This window comes from Pseudomonas fluorescens (assembly GCF_902497625.1).
GTDB lineage: Bacteria > Pseudomonadota > Gammaproteobacteria > Pseudomonadales > Pseudomonadaceae > Aquipseudomonas > Aquipseudomonas fluorescens_BQ.
The window spans coordinates 27,707-43,682 of the sequence record NZ_CABVGX010000003.1 but is presented as its reverse complement, the minus strand read 5'-3'; the positions used below and the strand labels follow the sequence as shown (position 1 = coordinate 43,682).

12 protein-coding genes are annotated in these 15,976 nt (G+C 58.3%); 2 read left to right on the top strand and 10 right to left on the bottom strand.

The features are described from left to right. Positions 1-2 precede the first annotated feature (2 nt). Positions 3-1,703, bottom strand: a complete 1,701-nt coding sequence (gene pilB / locus F8N12_RS02755) for a type IV-A pilus assembly ATPase PilB (RefSeq protein ID WP_150579069.1) — start codon at positions 1,701-1,703, stop codon at positions 3-5. Between the two features lie 226 nt (positions 1,704-1,929). On the opposite strand from pilB, the gene F8N12_RS02750 reads away from it, so the two are divergent. Together F8N12_RS02750 and F8N12_RS02745 are read left to right on the top strand one after the other, a co-directional pair. Further along, positions 1,930-2,343, top strand: a complete 414-nt coding sequence (locus tag F8N12_RS02750) for a pilin (RefSeq protein WP_150579068.1) — start codon at positions 1,930-1,932, stop codon at positions 2,341-2,343. A 320-nt stretch (positions 2,344-2,663) separates the two neighbouring features. Continuing rightward, positions 2,664-3,017 (top strand): BON domain-containing protein, encoded by a 354-nt coding sequence (locus F8N12_RS02745; protein WP_150579067.1) that lies wholly within the window; start codon positions 2,664-2,666, stop codon positions 3,015-3,017. A 279-nt stretch (positions 3,018-3,296) separates the two neighbouring features. Here F8N12_RS02745 and F8N12_RS02740 read toward each other — a convergent pair whose 3' ends face one another. The 9 genes from F8N12_RS02740 to F8N12_RS02700 form a co-directional block, all read right to left on the bottom strand. Next, the gene (locus F8N12_RS02740) at positions 3,297-3,593 is read right to left on the bottom strand and encodes a DUF2845 domain-containing protein (RefSeq protein WP_150579224.1); all 297 of its coding nucleotides are present in this window, start codon (positions 3,591-3,593) and stop codon (positions 3,297-3,299) included. After that, a complete protein-coding gene (locus tag F8N12_RS02735; protein WP_150579066.1) occupies positions 3,593-6,544 on the bottom strand; it encodes a DUF748 domain-containing protein in 2,952 nt (983 codons plus the stop codon). Before F8N12_RS02735 ends, F8N12_RS02740 begins: the two co-directional genes overlap by 1 nt. A gap of 84 nt (positions 6,545-6,628) precedes the next feature. Continuing rightward, positions 6,629-7,645, bottom strand: a complete 1,017-nt coding sequence (locus tag F8N12_RS02730) for a class I SAM-dependent rRNA methyltransferase (protein WP_150579065.1) — start codon at positions 7,643-7,645, stop codon at positions 6,629-6,631. 187 nt (positions 7,646-7,832) lie between these two features. Beyond that, a complete protein-coding gene (acs, locus tag F8N12_RS02725) occupies positions 7,833-9,770 on the bottom strand; it encodes an acetate--CoA ligase (RefSeq protein WP_150579064.1) in 1,938 nt (645 codons plus the stop codon). Positions 9,771-9,982: 212 nt separating this feature from the next. Next, positions 9,983-11,647: a glucose-6-phosphate isomerase gene (pgi, locus tag F8N12_RS02720; protein WP_150579063.1), complete on the bottom strand. Its 1,665-nt coding sequence runs from the start codon at positions 11,645-11,647 to the stop codon at positions 9,983-9,985. 383 nt (positions 11,648-12,030) lie between these two features. Further along, positions 12,031-12,891 carry a pantoate--beta-alanine ligase gene (gene panC / locus F8N12_RS02715; RefSeq protein WP_150579062.1) on the bottom strand — a complete coding sequence of 287 codons (861 nt, stop codon included), beginning with the start codon at positions 12,889-12,891 and terminating at the stop codon, positions 12,031-12,033. Further along, positions 12,888-13,688 (bottom strand): 3-methyl-2-oxobutanoate hydroxymethyltransferase, encoded by an 801-nt coding sequence (gene panB, locus F8N12_RS02710; RefSeq protein WP_150579061.1) that lies wholly within the window; start codon positions 13,686-13,688, stop codon positions 12,888-12,890. Before panB ends, panC begins: the two co-directional genes overlap by 4 nt. Positions 13,689-14,053: 365 nt before the next feature. Beyond that, positions 14,054-14,539 (bottom strand): 2-amino-4-hydroxy-6-hydroxymethyldihydropteridine diphosphokinase, encoded by a 486-nt coding sequence (gene folK / locus F8N12_RS02705; protein WP_150579060.1) that lies wholly within the window; start codon positions 14,537-14,539, stop codon positions 14,054-14,056. A 2-nt stretch (positions 14,540-14,541) separates the two neighbouring features. Then, complete coding sequence (locus tag F8N12_RS02700) at positions 14,542-15,942, bottom strand: polynucleotide adenylyltransferase PcnB (RefSeq protein WP_150579059.1); 1,401 nt, start codon at positions 15,940-15,942, stop codon at positions 14,542-14,544. Positions 15,943-15,976: the final 34 nt, after the last annotated feature.

Sequence of the window (15,976 nt, the reverse complement as noted above, 5' to 3'; positions counted from 1 at the left end):
GTTCAATCCTTGGTAACCCGGTTGATTTCCTCAAGGCTGGTGATGCCTTGCATGGCCTTGATCAGCCCGGAGGTGCGCAGGTCGTTGAAGCCGTCCTTGCGCATCTGAATATCGATTTCCAGCGAATTGCCTTCGGCCATGATCAGGCGTTGCAGGTCCGGCGTGTTCTTCACCACTTCGTAAATCCCCACGCGTCCTTTATAGCCGCCGTTGCAGTGGTCGCAGCCGACCGGCTCATAGATGGTGAACGAGCCCAGCAGTTGCTCGGGAAAACCTTCCTTGATCAGTGCTTCGCGGGGAATATCGATGGGTTTCTTACAATGGCTGCACAGTTTGCGCGCCAGACGCTGGGCAATGATCAGCGTGACCGAGGTGGCGATGTTGAAACCCTGAATGCCCATGTTGTGCAGACGGGTCAGGGTTTCGGCAGCGCTGTTGGTGTGCAGCGTGGATAACACCAGGTGACCGGTCTGTGCAGCCTTGATCGCGATCTCCGCGGTCTCGAGGTCACGGATCTCACCGACCATGATCACGTCAGGATCTTGACGCAAAAATGAACGCAGGGCCTGAGGGAAGCCCATTCCCTGCTTGGGATTGACGTTGACCTGGTTGATGCCTTCCATATTGATCTCCACCGGGTCCTCGGCCGTGGAGATGTTGATGTCCACGGTATTGAGGATATTCAGGCCGGTGTAGAGCGACACGGTTTTACCTGAACCGGTAGGGCCGGTGACGAGGATCATGCCCTGCGGCTGCTTGAGAGCGGCCATGTACAGGTCTTTCTGGTCAGGCTCGTAACCGAGTGCGTCGATGCCCATCTGCGCGCTGGTGGGGTCAAGAATCCGGATCACCACTTTTTCGCCCCACAGGGTTGGCAAAGTGTTGACCCGGAAATCGATGGATTTGCTCTTTGACAGACGCATCTTGATGCGCCCGTCCTGGGGTTTGCGTCGCTCGGAAATGTCCAGGCTGGCCATGACCTTCAGGCGTGCGGCAATGCGTGCGGCCAGCTGGATCGGCGGCTTGGCCACTTCGCGCAACATGCCGTCGGTGCGCATTCTCACGCGGTAGGTTTTTTCATACGGTTCGAAGTGCAAGTCGGAAGAACCGCTTTTGATGGCGTCGAGCAACATCTTGTGGACGAAGCGCACCACGGGCGCGTCATCGGCATCCTGCCCGGCGATGGAATCCTGACGGTGGTCGTCACTCGACTCGATGTCCACGCCATCAAGGTCGACATCGGCCATGTCTTCGAGGCCGGTGCTGTTGTTGTCGAAGAATTTGTCCAGCGCCTCCGACAGCTTGTCGTCTTCAACCAGAATGGCTTCGGTGCCGAGCCCGGTGCTGAACTGGATATCGTTGATGGCTTGATGATTGGTCGGGTCGGAAACGCCAACGAACAGTTTATTGCCGCGCCGCCAGAGGGGCAGGGCGTGATGCTGGCGGAGCAGTTTCTCACTGACCAGGCCTTTGGGCTGCGACTCTTTGTCGAGGCCGCTGAGATCAAGCAAGGGCATGCCGAAATGCTCCGAGGCGATCTCGGCGACCTGGCGGCTGTTCACCAGTTTGTTCTGCACCAGATAACTGACCAGGGAGACCTTGCTGCGCTGGGCTTGCAGATACGCCTGTTGCGCGCTCTTTTCAGTAATCAGTTCGGCCATGACCAATTGCTTGGCCAGGCCGCTTAGGGCGATATCGTTCATGGGAATTCCGGACGCAAACTATGCATGACTTATAGCGTAGTCAACCGGCGGAGCCAAACCATGGATGCCGAGGTGACAATAATTGTCAGAAAGTGCGGACGGTGGGAGTAGGAAACGGCGTTCAGAAATATTTTGCGCGCGGCCGACTGCGGGTGACGGGTTTGGCATGAGCTGTGCTTTGGGCTAGTCAGATCATGGGATTTTGACTCATGCACAGGAGCTTGGAATGAATACACAGAAAGGTTTCACCCTTATCGAGCTGCTGATCGTGGTGGCGATCATCGGTATTTTGGCGACGTTTGCTTTGCCGGCTTATTCGAAGTATCAGGCGCGGGCGAAGATGACGGCGGGTTTGGCCGAGATATCTGCATTGAAAATTCAATTTGAAGATGCGATGAATCAAGGCGCTTCGCCTGGACTGGGCAGTACCCCTGCGACAACTAATAACTGCGGATTAACTGTCAGTGGCACTCCAGCCGACGGTACTGGCAGTATCGTATGTGCGCTGCAAAAGGCCCCTTCTCCGATTGCTGACAAGACCATCACGCTTTCTCGTACAAACACAGGTTGGACATGCGCAACAACGGCGACTGCGGAGTACGCGCCTACGGGCTGTACTGCGGCTGCTACTACGCCGTAATAATCATTGTTTAATCCAAGAAACCTCCCTCTATCGATGGAGGTTTTTATTTTTTGGATCTTTTCCGTTTGATAACTGCGATGAATGTAGAAATCCCCGCAAATTCATGGCCTTACGCCCACCCCTAATCCCGCAGTTTGCATGTAGATAATTTCCAACTCATGCAAAATGCAAGATTCCGAAAATCAGTAAATTTCATAACCTATTGATTAATAAAGAATAAACCCCTGTCTCAAAGTTGGCACAGCGTTCGCAATATACCCAGTAACCCTGCTGACAACACATGCAGCAGACTTTATAGAAAAACAGGAGTTACTCGTATGAAGAAGTTCGCTATCGCTGCCGCTACTGCTACCGCGCTGACCCTGACCATGGCCAACGCTGCCTTCGCCGCCACTCAGGCATCCCAGGCTCCAATGGTTCTGGCCGCTGGTGAAGTGACTGAAGCTAAAGAAGCTACCTCTGACACCTGGATCACCACCAAAGTCAAAGCTGACCTGGTCACCGAAAAAGGCATTCCTGGTACCGACATCAAGGTCGAAACCAACAAAGGCGTTGTTTCCCTGTCGTCGACCACTGCAGTGACTGATTCGCAGAAAGACGTTGCAGTCGCTATCGCCAAGAAAATCAAAGGCGTTAAAGCGGTCTCCGCTGACGGCCTGAAAGCCGAGTAAGGCAAGACTTCTCGCCTGAACCGGGAGAAGGCGCGGTAGACGAGCCGAGTCATACGTCTACCGCAACTGAGAGTTCATGCGACGGCCACAAGGATTGTGGCCATTACAGGCCCCGGACATTCGTGTCCGGGGCCTGTTCTATTGTGGGCCACGCAAAACCCCGTAACAGCTGGCAAAGCCTGCGTTGTAGCAGCTGGCGAAGCCTGCGTTCACGGTCAGCGCAGGTTCCACGATGCAAGGACGCAGGCTGCGCCAGCTGCTACGAGAGCGCCCGGCGCTTCAATTGCCGCGGTTGCTGGTGATCTGCTTCAGGCGATTACCTTCGAACCGCAGGTACTGGTACATCCCGCCGGTCGGCCCGTAGGTCCATTCTTCTACCTGAAACTCTTCACGCCGATTGGCGCTGCGCTTGTAGCCCAGCACATCGCGACTTACCGGCTCTCCACATTTCTGCAGCACCTCGCCCGAGCGATCGCCAACGCTGATCAAATGGCTGCCACAACGCAGCGTAGTGGCCGCCGCCGCATGGCTTGCGGCAAAACTCAAGGTCAGGCTCAACAGCAATCGTCTGATCATCATTCGGCATCCAGGTGCATCGGCGTCACGACCCGACCATCGCTTTCAGGTTCACCCAGGCTGGAGTCGATGAAATACACGCGGTCATCGGCCAACTGACCCTTGTCGACCAGGTAATCCTTGATGCTGCTGGCCCGATCCTGACCGAGCTGGCGCAGCAGCACCTCGCTGGAACTCCAGAAGGCAATCACGCCCTCGCGCATTTTTGCCGTGCGTTCTTCTTTGCCCAGATCTTTCCATTCTGCCGGTGGCTGGGTTTTCAGGCGGGTGCGATAGATGCCTTCCAGCAATGGACCTTTCTCGCCCTCCGGCACTTCCAGCAATGACGCTTGCGCCGGTACTTTGTCGCCGCGACGCTGGAGCATCTTGTAATAGTTGTACTGATATTCACGCTCCAGACGCTCATTGGCGATCAGCGGGCCGTCGCTGCGAGCGGCGGCGGTGCCTTCGATTTCCAGTTGCAGGGCCGGACGCTCTTTCAATGCCTGCGACAGTTTGATCAATGAACCCTCGGCGTCTTTGTTCAATTCGCTCGAACCTGGCGCAAACGACACCGTGCCCAGATCTTCCGAGCCACCGCCCCTGACCAGCCCGCCAATCATCTTGAACGGTGCCGCAGCGGCTTTGACGATCAGGTTACGCAGGGTCTGCCAGACAATCGGCATGACACTGAACTGCGGATTGTTGAGGTCGCCCGTCACCGGTAACTCGATGGAGATCTTGCCGTCGACATCCTTGAGCAGCGCGATGGCCAGCTTCAGCGGCAGGCTGGTTGCGTCGGGGCTGTCGACCTTTTCGCCCAGTTGCAGCTGCTCGACCACCACTTTGTTTTGGGCTTTGAGCTGACCTTTGGTGATCAGGTAATGCAGGTCGAGATTGAGCCGACCCTTGCGGATACGGTAACCGGCAAATTTTCCGGAGTAGGGCGTTAGCGTGGTCAGTTCAACGCGCTTGAAACTGGTGGCGATGTCGAGGCTGGCCATCGGGTCGAACGGATTCACCGCGCCCTTGATGGTCACTGGTGCGTAGCGATCGACCTTGCCTTTGATGTCTACCGTCGCAGGTTTTGCCTGGCGGCTGTCGATGGTGCCGATCTGGCCGTTGAGCTGTTGCACGGCCGTGGCGAAATTCGGCGTCAGGCTGAAGTCGGCGAAGTTGGCGGAACCGTCATTGATGGCAATGCCGCCGACGTGAATGCCCAGCGGCTTTTCCTGGCTGGCGGGTTTGGCTGCGGTGGTTTTTGCGGATGAATCCGCCGGTTGTGGAATCAGCAAGTCATCGACGTTGGTGGTGCGGTCGTCGTTGATCATGAAGCGCACATAGGGCTGGAACAGGTTGACCTTGGCGATCGTCAGGCTGTCGCCGTGCTGGTAATTCAAGCCTTCGAGCACCAGTTGCTGCCACTTGAGAAAGTCCCGAGTTTTCAGGGTGTCGAGGGTGTGCAGTTGATCAACCTGGGCTTTGCCGGTGACGCTGAATGCCAGCGGCTCGGTGCTTTTCAGGTCCACGGCCAGATCACTGCCGAGCATGCCGCTGCGCAGCTCCAGGCGGATGAACGGGTTGATGTAGGACTGCGCAATCCGCAGGTCGATGTCCCGGGTTTGCACGTTCAGCTTGGCGCTGACCGGAGCCAGGTTGACCTGACCGTCCGCCATCAGCTTGCCTTGCTTGCCCACGCCAGTGTCGAGCTTGAGATCAAAAGGCGCGCCGTTGAGACTGTCGAAATTCTTCAGGTCGAGATTCAGCGGCCCGACATCCAGTGCCACCACCGGCTGCGCTTTGCGGTCCTCCAGATGCACCTGGTAGTCGCGCAACTGCACGTCTTTTAGCAGCACTTGCCACGGTTTGCTCGGTGGCGTTGGATCGACTGCAGGTGAATCGGCGGCAGCTGGCGCATTGACCGGTTCGGCGTTGGCCTTGGCGGCTGCTTTGGACGGTTGACTGGCAAACAGTTTTTGCCAGTCAAGCTGTCCGTCGGCTTCGAGCGCTGCCCAGGTTTCCAGTTTCTGGCTGCGGATCTTGCCGACAATCACTTGCTGCTTCGCCAGGTCGACTGTCGTCTCGCTGACGTCCAGCCGCGCAAGTTTCGCCAGTGGCCGGCCATCCGGGGCCTTGATGGCGAAAGGGGCAACACTGACCGCGACATTACTCAGCAGCAGATCGGTGGTCTTGTCCAGGCTCAGCTTGTAGTCGGTGCTGAGGCTGATCAGGCCGTCTTCAAGCACCAGCGGCACAGCATCGCGCACATAGGGCCAAAAGGATTTCATTTTGCCGTCGGTAATCTTCAGCTTACCTTCGGAGGCGATCGGGATCAGGCTGAAGTTGCCGGTCCAGTCGATCTGGCCACCTGCCGGGCCGACGGCCACCAGCGTCATGTCGGCGCTGTCTTCAGGCAGGGTGCTGAGGTTGTTCAGTTCAAAATCGAGCTGGTCGTAGAGAAACTCGATCGGTTCGCTCGGGCGTTCATCCTTGAAGTGCACCGCACCGTCAGCCAGTTTGATCCGCTCCACCCGCAGCGGAAACGGCTTGGCATCAGGATCGGCTGGAACAGGTTCGCTGGCAGGCACTTTGAACAGGCCCAGCAGATTCAGCTTGCCGTCTTTGCCGAAGAGGATTTCGGTTTTGGATTTGTCCAGCTCGATGTCGGACAGATGCAGCGCTTTGGTCCAGAGGCTGTCGATCTGCAGATTCGCGTACAACCGCTCGAAGCCGATCTGTTCCTTGCCCGGCTCGCCAACCACCAGCCCCCACAAGGTCACTTCAAGGCTGAAGGGGTTGAGTTCGATCCGTTGGAGCGTGGCGGGCGTCGTCGCGTAGTTGGCCAGTTGCTGGTTGGCCACGCGCAGTGCGATGCCCGGCAAAATCAGAAAACCCAGCAGGCTGTAGAGAGCCAGAGCAGTCAACAGTGCGCCGAAAGCGCGGATCAATCCTTTGGGCATGTGCGGCTTCATCTGTCTGAATCGGAGTGCCTTGGAGTATGGCACGCGAATCCGGTTCCGAAGTGATCCGGCTTTAGCGGATTTTCCTTCTGAAATTCACAGCTGCAGGATCAGCGTTTTCAGCGGCGGCTGTTGATCCATCGACGGGAAATCGGCTCCCGGCTTCATCACCGTACATTCACGTACTGGCCGTCCGGCTTTCTCCGCGCAGCGCAAAACCTGCTCGCGCCAGTCTTCCATGCTGACTTTCGCCAGATTGTTGCAGCAGATCAGCACACCGTCATCGGCGGTGGTCAGCAGCGCCGGTTTGAGCAGGCTTTGATAGTCGCGCAACAGGTCGACTGTGCCGAACGCGCTCTTCGCCCATGCGGGCGGGTCGAGCAGGACCAGATCGTACTGGCGTTGTTCGAGGCGCGGATAACTCGGCAGTTTCTGCCCGCGACGCTGGCTGATCTGCAGGCCGGCCAGTTGGCGGATCGCCGGAAAATAATCCGACTGGATGAACTGCATGCTCGCTAATTGCGGGTTGAGCAGACCGTTCTCGCGACCGACGGCGAGATTGCCCTCCGCGAAATCCAGGTTGCACACCTCACGCGCGCCACCCGCCGCTGCGCTCAGGCCAACGCCGCAGGTGTAGGCAAACAGGTTCAGCACACTTTTGTTTTTGCTGTGCGCCTTGACCCAGCCGCGGGTGGTGCGCAGGTCGAGGAACAGCAGCGGGTCCTGACCGGCATGGCGGCCACGGACACGATAATTCAAACCCCATTCGTGTCCGATCAGGTCTTGCAGCGCAGCCTCATCGGCGCGGTAGACGGTGTCTTCACGGTCGATGCGCGAGTTGCCCCGTGAGCGATCGTTGTAAACCAGCAAAGTATCGAGGCCCAGCTGCTGATTGACGATCCCGTGCAGCTGCATGAGATCTTCGCGTTCGAGCGATTGATGGAAGCTCTGCACCAGCAGTTGCGGGCCATAGCGGTCGACGGTCAGGCCGCCGACGCCTTCCTGGCTACCGTGAAACAGGCGGTAGCAATCGGTGCCTTGCTGATGCAGTTCGGCAATCAGGTCCTGGCGATGATCGAGGGCGGCGCGCAGCGCCTGATTCAAGGAAGACATGCTGGGCGCCTTGCAGGAGGGAATTTGGCGCGGGAGTTTAGCAGTTACTGGGCTTCAAGCTTCAAGCTTCAAGCTTCAAGCTTCAAGCTTCAAGCTGGCGATCGCGTCCTCCCAGGCAGCGCAGGCTTCAAGGGCCTCATCGCTGCCAAGCCAGCTCCCCACAGGATGCTTCAGCCGCTGTTCGGCTTTACTGGTTTAAACGCTTATCGACCAGGTCCTGCACCACGCTCGGATCAGCCAGCGTGGAAGTGTCGCCCAGTGTGTCCAGCTCGTTACAGGCAATCTTGCGCAAAATCCGCCGCATGATTTTGCCGGAACGGGTTTTCGGCAAGGCCGGCGCCCACTGAATCAGGTCCGGTTTGGCGAAACTGCCGATTTCCTTGCTGACGTGGGCCAGGAGTTCTTTCTTCAATTCATCGTTGGGCTCAGTGCCGTTCATAGGCGTGACGAAGGCGTAGATGCCCTGGCCTTTGACGTCATGGGGATAACCGACGACCGCGGCTTCAGCGATGCTGTCGTGCAACACCAGCGCACTTTCCACCTCTGCGGTGCCAATGCGGTGCCCGGAAACGTTGATCACGTCGTCGATGCGCCCGGTGATCCAGTAGTCGCCATCCTCGTCGCGCCGGGCGCCGTCACCGGTGAAATAGTAGCCGGGGTAAGGTTTGAAATAGGTATCGACCATCCTTTGCGGATCGCCGTAAACGCTGCGAATCTGCGCCGGCCAGCTGGATTTGATCGCCAGCACGCCGCTGCCGGCGCCTTTGATTTCCTTGCCTGTTTCATCCAGCAGCACCGGTTGCACGCCGAACATCGGTTGCGTGGCGCAGCCGGGTTTGATTCGCTGGGCGCTGACCAATGGGCTAAGCATGATGCCGCCGGTTTCGGTCTGCCACCAGGTGTCAACGATCGGGCAACGCTGTTCGCCCACCGCATTGAAGTACCAATCCCACGCTTCCGGGTTGATCGGCTCACCGACGCTGCCGAGTAATCGGAGGCTGGCGCGGGAGGTTTCCTTCAACGGTTCGGCACCTTCGCGCATCAGCGAGCGGAGGGCTGTCGGCGCGGTGTAGAAGATATTCACGTGGTGTTTGTCGATGACTTGCCAAAAGCGCGAGCTGCTCGGATAGCTCGGCACGCCTTCGAAAATCAATGTAGTCGCGCCGGTGGCGAGCGGGCCGTAAACGATGTAACTGTGACCGGTAACCCAACCGACGTCGGCGGTGCACCAGAACACCTCGTCGTCACGGTAATCGAGCACGTATTTGAAGGTCATCGCCGCTTGCAGCAGGTAACCGCCCGTAGTGTGCAGTACGCCTTTGGGCTTGCCGGTGCTGCCGGAGGTGTAAAGGATGAACAGCGGATCTTCGGCATCCATCGGCTCGGGCGGGCAATCGTCACTGACGTCGCGCACCGCCTGGTGATACCAGAGGTCACGGCCCTCGACCCAGTTGACTTCGCCTTGGGTACGTTCGACGACGATGACGGTGCTGACGTTCGGGCAGCTCTCCAGCGCTTTGTCGACTTTCTCTTTAAGTGGAACAAATTTGCCGCCGCGCACGCCTTCATCGGCGGTGATCACGGTGCGACAGTCGGCGTCGAGAATGCGGTCACGCACCGAGTCCGGGGAGAATCCGCCGAACACCACCGAATGCACCGCGCCTATGCGAGTGCAGGCGAGCATCGCGTAGGCGGCTTCGGGGATCATCGGCATGTAGATGCACACGCGGTCGCCTTTCTTCACGCCGCGACTTTTCAGCACATTGGCCAGTCGGCATACGTGGTGATGAAGTTTTTTGTAAGTGATTTGCGCGGATTCGGCGGGGTCGTCGCCTTCCCAGATGATTGCGATCTGCTCGCCGCGTTGTTCCAGGTGGCGGTCTATGCAGTTGTAACTGACATTCAGCTTGCCGCCGGCAAACCAGCTGGCTTCGCCTGTCTTCAGGTTATAGCGCTGGACGGTGTCCCAAGGCTTGCTCCAGTCCAGAAACCGGGTGGCCTGTTCGGCCCAGAAGGTACTGGGATGCTCGATGGACTGGCGATACAGGCGCTGATAGTCCTCCTGGCTCAAGTTCGCAGCCCGGCGGACGGCATCGGCTTTGGGGAACGTGCTGATATCGAACATGACGGTTCCTTATTCTTGTTTTTCGACAGAGATAAAGATGCGCCGAGTCGCGGACGGGTTCAAGTCGAATGCCGAATGCACACACTGCGGTAAGCAAAAACGACTGTGGGAGCGAGCCTGCTCGCGAATGCGGCGGGTCAGTCAACTCAATGTTGAAAGACCGTCCGTATTCGCGAGCAGGCTCGCTCCCACAGGAAAAGTAACAGTGTTGATTAGCCGCGGTGACGGCTGCGGAAGAAGTTGATCAAGCCCTGGGTAGACGCATCATCCGCCGGGGTCTCTTCGCTGCCGACCAGGCGGTTGTAAACACCTTTGCCCAGGTCTTTGCCAAGTTCCACGCCCCACTGATCGAAGGCGTTGATGCCCCAGACCACGCTTTGCACGAAGACTTTGTGTTCGTACATGGCCACCAGCGCACCCAGGCGGCGAGGGCTGATGCGCTCGACCACCAACGTGTTGCTCGGGCGGTTGCCAGGGATGACCTTGTGCGGTGCGATCTTGTGCACCTCTTCCTCGCTCAAGCCTTTGTCGCGCAGTTCGGCTTCAGCTTCTGCCAGTGTTTTGCCCAGCATCAATGCCTGGCTTTGCGACAGGCAGTTGGCGTATAGCCATTGGTGGTGGTCGGACACCGGGTTGAAACTGACAATCGGCACAATAAAGTCGGCCGGAATCACTTGAGTGCCCTGGTGCAGCAATTGGTGATACGCGTGCTGACCGTTGCAGCCGACGCCACCCCAGATCACCGGACCGGTATCGGTCGACACTGGCGTACCGTCCTGACGGACGCTTTTGCCATTGGACTCCATGTCCAGTTGCTGCAAGTGCTTGGTGATGTTACGCAGATAGTGGTCATACGGCAGGATGGCATGGCTTTGCGCACCCCAGAAGTTGCCGTACCAGACACCCAGCAAGGCCAGCAGCACCGGCATGTTCTGTTCGAAAGGCGCGCTCTGGAAGTGCTGGTCCATGGTGTAGGCGCCGGACAGTAACTCCTTGAAGTTCGACATGCCGATCGCCAGCGCAATCGGCAAACCGATCGCCGACCACAGCGAGTAACGCCCGCCGACCCAGTCCCACATCGGGAAAATGTTTTCTTCACGAATCCCGAACGCGACGGCAGCCGCGTTGTTGCTCGAAACGGCGATGAAGTGACGATACAGCTCGGCTTCCGAACCGCCCTGCGCCAGATACCAGGCACGAGCGGCCTGGGCGTTCTTCAGGGTTTCGAGGGTGTTGAAGGATTTCGACGAGACGATAAACAGCGTGGTCTCGGCGCGCAGCTTCATGGTCAGTTCATGGAACTCACTGCCATCGATGTTTGCCAGGTAATGGCAGCGCACGCCTTTTTGCGCGTAAGACAGCAGCGCTTCGGACACCAGCTCCGGGCCGAGGAAAGAACCACCAATGCCGATGTTCACCACGTCGGTGATGGGCTTCTCGGTATAACCGCGCCACAGACCGTCGTGAATGCGGCCAACGAGGTCGGTGATCTGGTTCAGCACCTTGTGCACTTCAGGCATCACATTGACGCCGTTGACCGACAACTTGTCGCCCACCGGGCGGCGCAGCGCGGTATGCAGGGCCGGACGTCCTTCGGAAGAGTTGACGATTTCGCCGTCAAACAGCGCTTTGATCGCGCCCTGCAGATCGACTTCGTTGGCCAGACCCACAAGCAAATCGCGGGTCTCGGCGTTGATCAGGTTTTTCGAATAATCAAGAAACAGGCCACAGCTGCTGAGGGTGAACTGCGTAAAGCGCTGTGGATCGGCATTGAAGGCTTCGCGCATGCTGAAATCCTGCATGGCTTGGCGGTGATCTTTCAACGCCTGCCAGGCGGGCAGGGCGGTCACATCGTGAGGAGTGCGGTAATACGCCATCGCTGCGGGTTTCCTTTTTACTTGAACGGCTTTTGATCACTGAAAAATCCCGGTGCGCTGCGGTGAGCGCCCGGTTTACTGCGTCGACACGAATTCATGGCACAGGGCGAATACAGTAAACCTCGCGCTGCAATCTGTCTTGACTTTGTCAGACCCGACGGCAGTACTTTTTTATACATCAGCTGGGAAATAGTCCGACAAACGGGAGGGAAATTTGAGCAGCAAGGATTTCGCGGGAAGGCCGGATACGGCGACAAGGCGCGGCACTGCATAACTCTGGGCTAGCAAGGCTTGCCCGCGAAGACATCGTGTCAGTCGACACAAGTGTCGGATGTGACGACCTTTTCGCGAGCAAGCTTTGCTTCCACTAATGGATTGGTGTCTCAGGTTGGCGCGTCGAGATTCAGGTGCAGGTTATCAATCAACCGCGTGGTGCCGAGAAATGCCGCCACCAGAATCACCAGATCGCGATCTTCCGCTGTCGCCGGGCGCAAGGTCAGCGCATGACGAATCTCCAGATAGTCAGGACGCAAGCCTGCAGCCTCCAACGTTTGCAACTGCCTGCCCACCAAGGCCGGATAGTCGCGGTCACCTTGCCTGATCGACTCGGCAATCGCGTTCAACGCGCGGTAAACCACCGGCGCAATCGCCCGCTGTTCTTCGCTGAGGAAGCCGTTGCGCGAGGACAATGCCAAGCCATCGGCCGCGCGCACTGTCGGCTCGCCAATGATCTGCACCGGCATGTTCAGGTCATGCACCAGTGCGCGAATCACCGCCAGTTGTTGAAAGTCTTTCTGGCCAAAGATCGCCAGATCGGGCTGAACCATGTTGAACAACTTGCTGACCACGGTAGCCACCCCTTCGAAGTGCCCGGGACGGCTTGCGCCGCACAGGCCTTCAGAAAGTTGCGGAACGCTGACGCGAGTTTGCCCGGCCATGCCGTCGGGGTACATTTCTTCAACCGTCGGCGCGAACAGCAGGTGGCATCCACCCTGCAGCAGTTTTTCCTGGTCCGCTGTCAGGGTGCGCGGATATTTGTCGAGGTCTTCGCCGGCACCAAATTGCAGTGGATTGACGAAAATACTCGCCACCACGAAATCAGCCCGTTGGCTGGCCTTGGCGATCAGCGCGATGTGCCCGCTGTGCAGGTTGCCCATGGTTGGAACGAAGGCAATGCGCTTGCCTTCGCCACGGGCGCGAGCCACTGCGGCGCGCAGTTCGCGTACGGTTTTGACGGTGTTCATGCAGAGAATCCGTGTTCGGTACCCGGGAAGGTGACAGCTTTGACTTCGGAAACATAAGCGCCCAAAGCCGCCTGAATGTTTTGCTGCCCGGCCATGAAGTTCTTGACGAATTTCGGCACCCGGCCAGTGATCGACAAACCCAGCATATCGTGCAAAACCAGCACCTGACCATCGGTGCCGCTGCCAGCGCCGATGCCAATCACCGGGATTTTTACTGCTTGCGTGATCTCTTCGGCCAGCTCGCTCGGCACACACTCAAGCAGCAGCATTGCCGCGCCGGCCTGTTCGAGGGAAATCGCGTCGGCACGCATCTGTCGCGCCTGGTTTTCGTTACGGCCCTGAACCTTATAACCGCCCAGAATATTCACTGACTGCGGGGTCAGCCCCATGTGCGCGCACACCGGAATGCCGCGTTCGGCGAGCAGGCGAATCGAATCCGCCAGCCACAACGCACCCTCAACCTTGACCATGTGCGCGCCAGCCTGCATTAGCAGGGCGCTGTTGGTCATCGCTTGTTCGGTGGTGGCGTAAGCCATGAATGGCAGATCGGCGAGGATCAATGCGTCGGTGTTACCGCGTTTGACCGACGCAACGTGGTAGGCCATTTCGGCAGTGGTCACGGGCAGTGTGCTGTCGTGACCCTGCAACACCATGCCGAGAGAGTCGCCCACCAGCAGCACTTCGACGCCCGCCTCATTACAGGCATGGGCAAAGGTTGCGTCATAGCAGGTCAGCATGGTGATTTTTTCACCTTTTTGCTTGAGACCTTGCAGCGTGGTCAGGGTGATGGCTGGCATGAAAAGGTTCCTCGTTCAGGCGCTGTTGACACTACAGCGAGTAACGCGCGTGATCTTCGTGAAATACAGGCGCACGGTCTGATGTCGTGCTTTTATGGCCTGAATTGCGCCCTTATGCGCCGTGTTGGCGGCAGCGGGACGCCTATAGTCGTGAGGAGAACACGGGAAGTCAATTGTGTGTGTTACCGGGTTGTTACGTGGGGGGTGTTACCGAAGTAACTGATGCGATTCAGCAAGCGCAGGTCGTATGCTCGGCACGATTCACTGTGGGAGTGAGCCTGCTCGCGATTGCGGTGTGTCATTCAGCAGCTTTATTGAATGACACACCGCAATCGCGAGCAGGCTCGCTCCCACAAGGATTTTTTTCAATTCGGGGGGAGCCGTTCCAGACCGACGAACGGGCAGTCTGCGAGAAGAGCTTCAAGGCTGCGACCGTCGGCCAATTGCAGGTCCGCAGGCGCCAGTTCGGCCAGCGGATAAAGAACGAACGCACGTTCCTGCATATGGTAGTGGGGGACTCTGAGGCGCGGCTCGTCGATCAGGTGATCCCCGAACAACACAATGTCGAGATCCAGCGTGCGCGGCCCCCAGCGCTCGAGGCGCTCGCGGCCCTGTTCGTTTTCGATGGCTTGCAGGGCATCAAGGAGGTCCAGCGGCGCCAGTTCACTGTCGAGTGCAGCAACCGCGTTGGTATAGCGGGGCTGGCCAGGAAGGAGCGAGTCGCTCTGGTAAAAGCCGGAAACGCCGATCAGTTCAGTTTGCGGCAACCGTGCCAGTGCATCGACGGCACTGCGCAGTTGTTCGGCGGGGTCAGCCAGATTGCTGCCCATGCCGATGTAGATGCGTTCCATACCTACTCGCCCGTGGCACTCGGTGCGCCGGCGGTGCGCTTGCGCTTGGCGCCGCCGCTGCGACGACGTTTGCGAGGTGCGCCGGTCCCGTCGTCCTTGCCGCTGAGGTCGCGAATCATGTCGCGGCGCTCGCTGTCATTGGCGTCCTGATAATCAGTCCACCACTCGCCAAGGCCGTCAGTCTGCTCGCCGGCGCTTTCACGCAAAAGCAGGAAGTCGTAACCGGCGCGGAAGCGTGGGTTGTCCAGCAACAAGTCTGCGCGTTTACCGCTGCGACGAGGCAGACGTTCCTGCATGTCCCAGATTTCGCGAATCGGCATGGTGAAACGTTTCGGAATCGCAATGCGTTGGCACTGTTCGGCAATCAGCTCGTGCGCGGCTTCCTGCATCGCCGGAATCGGCGGCATTCCACGTTCCTGCAGGCGCAATACGCGCGCCGGCAGCGCTGGCCACAGCAGCGCGGCAAACAGGAAGGCCGGGGTCACCGGTTTGTTCTGTTTGATGCGCAGATCAGTGTTGCTCAATGCTTCGCTGATCAGTGTGTGGGTGTAGGTCGGATTGTATTCGAGCGCTTCGGCACTGGCCGGGAACAGCGGATCGAACAACTGCAGGTCGACCAGCATTTCGAAGGTGTCGGCCGCATGCCCGGAAAGGAACAGCTTGAGCACTTCTTCGAACAGGCGCGCCGAAGGTATCTCGCGCAGCATCGGCGCCAGGTCGCGAATCGGCACGGCGCTGTGTTTTTCGATGCCGAAATTGAGTTTGGCGGCGAAACGCACGGCCCGCAGCATTCGCACCGGGTCTTCCTGATAGCGCTGCTTGGGATCGCCGATCAAACGGATCAGGTGATTGCGGATGTCGTGTACGCCGTTGGCGTAATCAAGAATACGCTCGCTGACCGGATCGTAGTAAAGGGCGTTGATGGTGAAGTCGCGGCGTTGCGCGTCTTCTTCCAGGGTGCCGTAGACGTTGTCGCGCAGAATCCGCCCGCTCTCGTTGCGCGAAGACTGATTGCTGTCTTCCTCGTCTTCGTTGACCGGGTGATTGGCGCGGAAAGTCGCGACTTCGATGATCTCGCGGCCGAAATGGATGTGCACCAGTTTGAAACGACGGCCGATGATTCGCGCATTGCGAAATTCCGCCCGCACCTGCTCAGGCGTAGCGCTGGTTGCGACGTCGAAATCTTTTGGAGTGATGCCCAGCATCATGTCACGCACGCACCCGCCGACCAGATAAGCCTGGTAACCGGCGTTCTGCAGGCGCTCGACAATGTTCACCGCGTAACGGCTGAATTGGCCTTTTTGCAACGAATGCTGGCCACTATTGAGCACTTCAGGCGTGCTGCGGATGTGTTGCGTATGGCGCTTGGGAGAACGGAATGACTGGAACAACTTCTTCAGCATGGGATGCACTGTTTGAAGGAATGTTCGGCCATAA